6 protein-coding genes are annotated in these 6,906 nt (G+C 48.0%); 3 read left to right on the forward strand and 3 right to left on the reverse strand.

The window, feature by feature from the left end; translation table 11 throughout:
* Positions 1-344 precede the first annotated feature (344 nt).
* Genes KIV40_RS25940 through pdhA form a run of 3 tightly spaced genes read right to left on the reverse strand, consistent with a single transcriptional unit; the run spans position 345 to position 3,554 of the window.
* Entirely contained in the window at positions 345-1,487 is a 1,143-nt protein-coding gene (locus KIV40_RS25940; RefSeq protein WP_285352069.1) for a dihydrolipoamide acetyltransferase family protein, read from the reverse strand.
* Positions 1,484-2,467 carry an alpha-ketoacid dehydrogenase subunit beta gene (locus tag KIV40_RS25945; protein WP_005531531.1) on the reverse strand — a complete coding sequence of 328 codons (984 nt, stop codon included), beginning with the start codon at positions 2,465-2,467 and terminating at the stop codon, positions 1,484-1,486. The genes KIV40_RS25940 and KIV40_RS25945 overlap by 4 nt, the downstream gene beginning before the upstream one ends.
* Positions 2,460-3,554: a pyruvate dehydrogenase (acetyl-transferring) E1 component subunit alpha gene (gene pdhA, locus KIV40_RS25950; protein WP_012129193.1), complete on the reverse strand. Its 1,095-nt coding sequence runs from the start codon at positions 3,552-3,554 to the stop codon at positions 2,460-2,462. Before pdhA ends, KIV40_RS25945 begins: the two co-directional genes overlap by 8 nt.
* Before the next feature lie 594 nt (positions 3,555-4,148).
* On the opposite strand from pdhA, the gene KIV40_RS25955 reads away from it, so the two are divergent.
* The 3 genes from KIV40_RS25955 (at position 4,149) to yegD (ending at position 6,770) form a co-directional block, all read left to right on the forward strand.
* On the forward strand, positions 4,149-4,469 hold the full coding sequence (locus tag KIV40_RS25955) for a DOPA 4,5-dioxygenase family protein (protein ID WP_005431478.1): 321 nt from the start codon (positions 4,149-4,151) through the stop codon (positions 4,467-4,469).
* A gap of 234 nt (positions 4,470-4,703) precedes the next feature.
* A complete protein-coding gene (locus tag KIV40_RS25960; RefSeq protein ID WP_005431501.1) occupies positions 4,704-5,330 on the forward strand; it encodes a hypothetical protein in 627 nt (208 codons plus the stop codon).
* Positions 5,331-5,417: 87 nt separating this feature from the next.
* Positions 5,418-6,770, forward strand: coding sequence for a molecular chaperone (yegD, locus tag KIV40_RS25965; RefSeq protein ID WP_012129195.1), 1,353 nt, complete (start codon positions 5,418-5,420; stop codon positions 6,768-6,770).
* The last annotated feature ends 136 nt before the right edge of the window (positions 6,771-6,906 follow it).

Raw genomic sequence — 6,906 nt, forward strand, 5'->3', positions numbered from 1 at the left:
TTTGTACCTGTAACTTTAGCTGACACAGTCAGTTGAGGTGGGGAGTCCATACCATTGAGCGTAATTCAGAATCTGTTATCAAAGTGCGCTGTGGGTTCATTGCTATGAAAGCCCTGCAGTGCACTTTGCCATTAGATTCCTAGTCGCGCTTAGGCTTGCTGGAATGACCCGTTGAAATTTCCTTTAAGTGTCAGGTTTTTACGGCGCTATTTGTTGATCGCAGGCCAAACAGCGTCATTCCCTAGAGTGAAGAATGAACGAGTAGGGAATCTCTCATTTAAATTCATCTTCAAAACAAAAGGGCTTCAAATCGGAAGCCCTTTATTATTTGTGACAAGCGTTCTCTAAACACTCGGTTTTCTCAAGTGCTCTGCCAGTACTTTTGTGAACCTTGCTGCTTCACCACCAGTACATGCTCGGTGGTCAAACGTAATCGACAGCGGCATGGCTTTCACTGCTACAGCTTGCCCGTCTCGAATTACGACCTTCTCAATGATTCGACCCGCACCGACAATCGCAACTTGCGGAGGAGTTACAACAGGCGTTGCGTAGATACCTGCAATTGCGCCAAAATTTGAAAGCGTAATGGTGGCGTGCTGTAACTGATCACGACCAATCTTACGTTCGCGTATACCTTGTACGGTTTGATCTAACCAACGGCGCACCTCTTGCGGCTCATACTCATCAGCGTGTCGAAGAACAGGCACGTACAAACCGTGTCGGCTGTCGACCGCAATACCGATGTTGACTGTACTGTGGACACAACGCGTCATGGTTTCCGCATCAAACCATGCATTCATGGCGGGTTCTTCCTGACAAGCATGCACAATGGCTTGGACGAGACGAATACTGATGTCTTCGCCTTGCTTCCAACCATCTAAGACCGCTTCCTCAGTAATGGTTACTGCTGCGACATTATGGTGAGATTCCGCCATTGTCGACACCATGGTTCGACGTGCACCTTTCAGCACCTCTGTTCCTGGGCGCTGTTTGCCAGCTTCGTCATAGATATCTGAATCAAGGATTAAACCGTCGGGGCCGCTACCTTTCACCGACGCTAAATCGACTCCTAGTTTATTCGCTAACAAACGCGCCGAAGGGAGAGCGCTGATGAGATTATCGGGAGAGGGGTTATGTTCACCGCCAATCCAGAAGTCATCGACATTCACGCTATGTGCGTGCTGGGAGACATTACCCACCACGGTTGCAGCATCAGCCGTTTGCCTTTGTTCTGTAGCTGCTTGTTCTGCCCCAGTTTCATCGATTTCCAGAAGTAGAGCACCGATGTTAATCACATCACCTTCTTCACCGTGACGACTGACGATGCGACCACCATAAGGAGCAGGGACATCCACTGTCGCTTTTGCGGTTTCCACGGTAAGTACTATTTGATCGAGTTGGACCATATCGCCAACACTAATATGCCATTTCACAATTTCTGACTCAGCGAGACCTTCGCCGAGATCGGGTAAGTTAAACGTCTTCATTTCCAATCCTCCACGAGTTCGCGCGCGGCGAGTACAATGTCTTCTTCCTGAACCATGTAATAATCTTCGTTGCGGTAGTACGGCATAATGGTATCCATACCTGTGACGCGTTTTGGTGGCGCTTTGAGTAGGCACATCGCATGTTCTGCGGTTCTGGCTAGCAGTTCTGAGCCGACACCACAGGTTTTACTGGCTTCATGTACCACCAAGAGGCGTCCGGTTTTCTCAAGTGAACGGAAGATGGTCGCGGTATCAATGGGTTTGATGCTGGCTAAATCAATCACCTCAACTTCGATACCCTGATTAGACAGCGTTTGAGCTGCTTGCAGTGATTCAACCACGCATGCGCCCCAAGTCACTAATGTGACGTCGCGACCTTTGCGTAAGGTAAAGCAAGTATCCAGAGGAAGTGCCTCGCCGTTATCAATCACTTCTGATTTCACAGTGCGATAGATACGTTTCGGCTCGAAGAACATTACCGGATCGTTGCTACGTATGGCTGCAAGGAGCAAACCGTAAGCACGTTGCGGTGAGGAAGGAATCACAACCTTAAAACCTGCGGTGTGAGCAAACAGAGCTTCAACACTTTCAGAGTGATGTTCTGGTGCGTGAATACCGCCACCAAAAGGTGCACGGAACACTGCGGGGCAGGTAAGTCGACCACGAGTACGGTTACGCATTCGCGCTGCGTGACACATTAAATGCTCCAGCGCGGGGAAGACAAAGCCTTGGAATTGAAACTCTGCGACAGGTCTTAAGCCTTGCGTTGCCATCCCGACAGTGACACCGCCAATAAGTGCTTCGGCTAATGGCGTGTCGATAACGCGCTTAAGGCCGTATTTTTGCTTGAGTCCGACAGTGGCGCGGAATACACCGCCGTTGTCACCCACATCTTCGCCAAGGACGATGACATTCGGGTCGCGTTCCATTTCATGGTGCAGTGCGAGGTTCACTGCTTCAACTAACGTCAGTTCAGCCATGTTTCCCTCCCTGCATTCGCATTGCTTTGTTGATCAGTTCATCTCTTTGTGCATGAAGCTCTTGGGGTAGGGATTCATAAAGGAAGTCAAAGCCCGTTTCAGGCGCTTGATTCGGCATATTGAGATAACGTTCAACGGCGAGTTCAACTTGTTCTTTGCAGTGGGCTTGCCACTCTTGCTCTTTCTCGTTACTCCAAACGCCTTGATTGGTGAGAAAGGCTTTAAGGCGACGGACGGGCTCATATTGCCAAGCCGTTTGAACTTCATCCTCATTACGATAACGGGTTGCGTCGTCGGCAGTGGTGTGATCGCTCAAGCGGTAACTTACGGCTTCTATTAACGTCGCGCCTTTGCCTTTTCTGGCTCGGTCGAGGGCAGTCATTGTTGCGTCAAATACCGCAACGATGTCATTACCATCTACAGTAATGCCAGGAATACCTGCACCTTTGGCTTTTTCTGATAAAAACTCCGCGGCGCATTGTAAGGTGCGCGGTACGGAGATGGCCCACTGGTTGTTGTTCACTATAAAGACTAATGGAATGTTCCAAGCGCCCGCACAGTTGACGGATTCGAGGAAGTCACCTTTAGATGTCGCGCCGTCACCGCACATCACTAAAGCTGCCTCATGATTACCTTGAATCTTCAGTGCAGATGCAACGCCCACCGCATGAGTACATTGGGTGGCGATAGGAACACAGAAAGGTAAATCTCGGCTAGGGAATGGGCTGCCTTCTGGTGCGAAGTCGCTACCGCGTTCATCGCCTCCCCAGTATTGCAGGTTCTTTTCCATACCAATACCACGACACCACATCGCTGGCATGTCGCGATAGTAAGGAACAAAGACATCACTGGCTTTTAGTGCTCTGCCAACCGCTATCCCAATGGCTTCCGAGCCAAGGTGTGAAGGGTAGGTGCCTAATTTGCCGGTGCGTTGCAGGGCAACGGCTTTGTTATCGTAGGTGCGAGTTAATACCATGTCTTGGTAAAAACCGACCAGTACTTCTAGGTCAGCCCAGTTGGGTAGTTGGCTGACGAGGTTCCCATCATGGTCGATAAACCGATGCATGGGTAATGCCTGAACGTTCATCTCAAGCTCCTTTTGAAGCTGCGGGTCTTTTGGACTGCAGCTGCTTATTGTTAAATCAAAGTCTGTATGGGTACTCAGTCTTTGATATCAGCGCAAAAGGCCATACCTAGGATTGCAGTTGTTTTTGTTAGTTATCGACGCACCTCTTTTCCGTCTCTCTAGCAAAACTGTGTTCTGGTAAAACACAAGGCGTCGCTTAATACTGCTGTTTACACCGCCTAATCCAGTGATGAATCTTGGTATAACCAGATATAGTAAGTGTAAACAAATTGTTAAATTGTGCTTTAATTTGAGTTTTCTTCATCAGTAAAATTTCGCTTACACCGTGCTTTTCTAGGATAAAATACTGCTTTTAAGAATTGTACGATTTCAAAGTTGAAGGGATTCACTGAGCTTGACACGAAATTTGTAATAAAATTGTTTTGTGAAATTTTACACATTGCACGATTTATCAGCAGTTTGAGACGATAATGTCGTAACACGTTAATCTCGTTGTCACGCTTTGACGATCGAACGACACTTGTGACTTCCCAATGTCATAGAATGAAGGTAGTGTGACGAAAAATTAAAGCCTGTGATACACATGGAGAAGTTATGTACCACGTTCATGTTTACTTTCCGCTTCAACAACAAGATAAAGCTCAAGCGCTCAATGAGATCATCCGTCAGGAGCGCCAAGACGTCTTGCGAGTATCTCCGTTAGTGTGCAAATTAGTCGGCCCGCATAAGATGCCAATGTTTGAACTGCATATTGAATCGGTCAGTGATGAGTTTCTTGCTTGGCTTGATACCATTAGAGGTGGCTTTTCAGTCCTAATTCATCCAGTCAGCGACAATGAGTTACGTGATCATACCGAGCGTGCGATTTGGTTGGGGCGTGAACTTGGTGTGTTTGAAGAAAAGCTCGAAGTATAAATCATTCGTACAGGCCACTTCTTTCCCTCCCTGTGGCCTATCTAGATTCAGCAATTCCGTCCATCGTGTGCTAAACCTTAATAATGGTAGTGATAAAGTAGTCACTGCCGTTGTGAGTACATTTAAGATGTTTAACAATGCATTAAAACAAGATTAAGCACAAAAACAGGGAAGTGCAGTTTACGACCCCAACGCCAATGGCAGTGGAAAAGGACATTTCTGGAGGGGAAGGGTATGCTTACAATACTCTTAGTTGCACTTGCGCTGTATATTTTTTGGCTGTTGTTTCGCAATGGTCCTGCATTTGCTGAGCGAGTGCCAAACAAAAAGCGTAACTGGGTTGGACCCACGTCGAATCAAAAAGAATGGCAGGGCTATTGTTCCGAAGTCTTTCAGCCGTTCAGTTCTCAAACCACCTTTTATGCCATCGCCTATTTTGCCAACTTTGTGGCTGCAGCAAACGCCATTTCTTGGTCGATCGTCTACGAAGGGGACTATTCCATCATCATCAGCCGCTTCGGCAGCTATTTTATCCTCAATACTCATGATGCCTTGGTCGTATCTGGGTTTGTCGCACTGGCATGTTTCATCATTAATTGGCAAATGGCGGTACATTGCGCTGGGATCATGAGTCAGTATTTGGTGCGAATCCTGATCATCAATCGTACTCGATTTGTCGCGATCAGTTTGGTGTTCTGCAGTTACTTTGCGTACTTGCTGACAGTCGGCATTTTCTGGTTGTTCCACGACGGATACTCCATTTGGCATGGGCTTACGCTCACTCCGGTATTTCTGCTGTTGGCTTTGTTGCTCGCGGTTGTGTTGCCATCGGTGAAGAAAGAACCAGCTGAAAAAGAGTAAGTACCACTTATTTCATTGAGTTGCGGTAGTAATTCCACTGAGGTTGAGGTAGGGTCGCCGACCTTTTTTTCGTCAGTGGGAGGACTTATGTATATTGGCTTTGACTACGGCACCGCAAACTGTTCGGTGGCGAAAATGGAACAAGGTGAATCGCAACTTTTAAACCTTGAAGGGAATAGCCCTTACATTCCTTCCACCCTTGCTGCACCAACGCGTGAGTCGGTGTCTGAACACTTGTTCCGCCATCGCAGCATCAAACCTTTCGATCAGGTTGGTGAGCAGGTTTTGCGTCGCGCGATCAACCTTAATCGTGAAGAAAGCATTGAACTTGAGCCAGAAGACATGGCGTTTGGTCAAGCGGCATTGAAACGCTACTTGGAAGATCCTCGCGATATCTATTACGTGAAGTCTCCAAAGTCTTTCCTCGGTGCTTCTGGTCTGCGTGATGTTCAGCTGAGCTTCTTTGAAGATCTGGTTTGCGCCATGATGGACAACATCAAAGCGCAAGCAGAGAACAGCGCACAACAAATCATTACTGATGCGGTGATTGGTCGTCCGATCAACTTCCACGGTCGTGGCGGTGAGACGGCGAACATTCAAGCGGAAGGCATTCTTTTAAGAGCAGCAAAACGCGCTGGTTTTCAGAATATCGAATTCCAATTTGAACCGGTAGCCGCAGGCTTGGAATACGAAGCAACGCTAACCGAAGATAAAACCATTCTGGTGGTCGATATCGGTGGTGGTACGACAGACTGTTCTTTGATTCAGATGGGACCATCTTGGCGAGGTAAAGCCGACCGTACCGCAAGTCTGTTGGCGCACAGTGGTCAGCGTATTGGTGGTAACGATTTGGATATCGCCTTGGCGTTCAAACAACTTATGTTCCCATTCGGTATGGAGAGCAAGATGGAATCGGGCATCATGATGCCAACCACGCAGTTCTGGAACCCAATTGCGATCAACAATGTGGAAGCGCAGAGCGATTTCTACTCACGTGAAAACTTATCGGCGTTGAAACTGCTGCACAAGCAAGCGCAAGAGCCTCAGAAGTTGGCTCGTTTGTTAGAGGTTTACCATGAGTCGCTGGGCTACAACATCGTGCGCCGCGCAGAAGAAGCCAAAGTCGCGTTGTCTGACCAAGCGTCTTACCGTGCGGGCATTAACTTGTTGTCTGAGTTGATTGAAGTCGATGTTCAACGTGATGAGATGATTGAAGCAATTGAATCACCAAAGAACAAGATGACGGCTTTGGTTACTGAAGCGGTAGAGCAAGCCGGCGTGAAACCGGATGCGATCTTTATGACGGGTGGTTCGGCACGTTCACCGATTTTGCGTGATGCTGTGCAGACCGTGCTGCCAAACATTCCGGTGGTGAGCGGCAACTACTTTGGTTCGGTCACCGCAGGTCTGGCGCGCTGGGCAGAGGTTTGCTTTAAGTAAGCTGTTATTAGATTCCTGATCTCGCCTAGGCTCGTCGGAATGACGAGGGTGGAGTTTGGCTAATGTGCCGAGAACTAAGCTACTCAAACTTTGGAAGAAGATTAAATAGGGTCATTCCCTAGAGCGAGGAACGTAT

This window comes from Vibrio sp. D173a, from assembly GCF_030248475.1.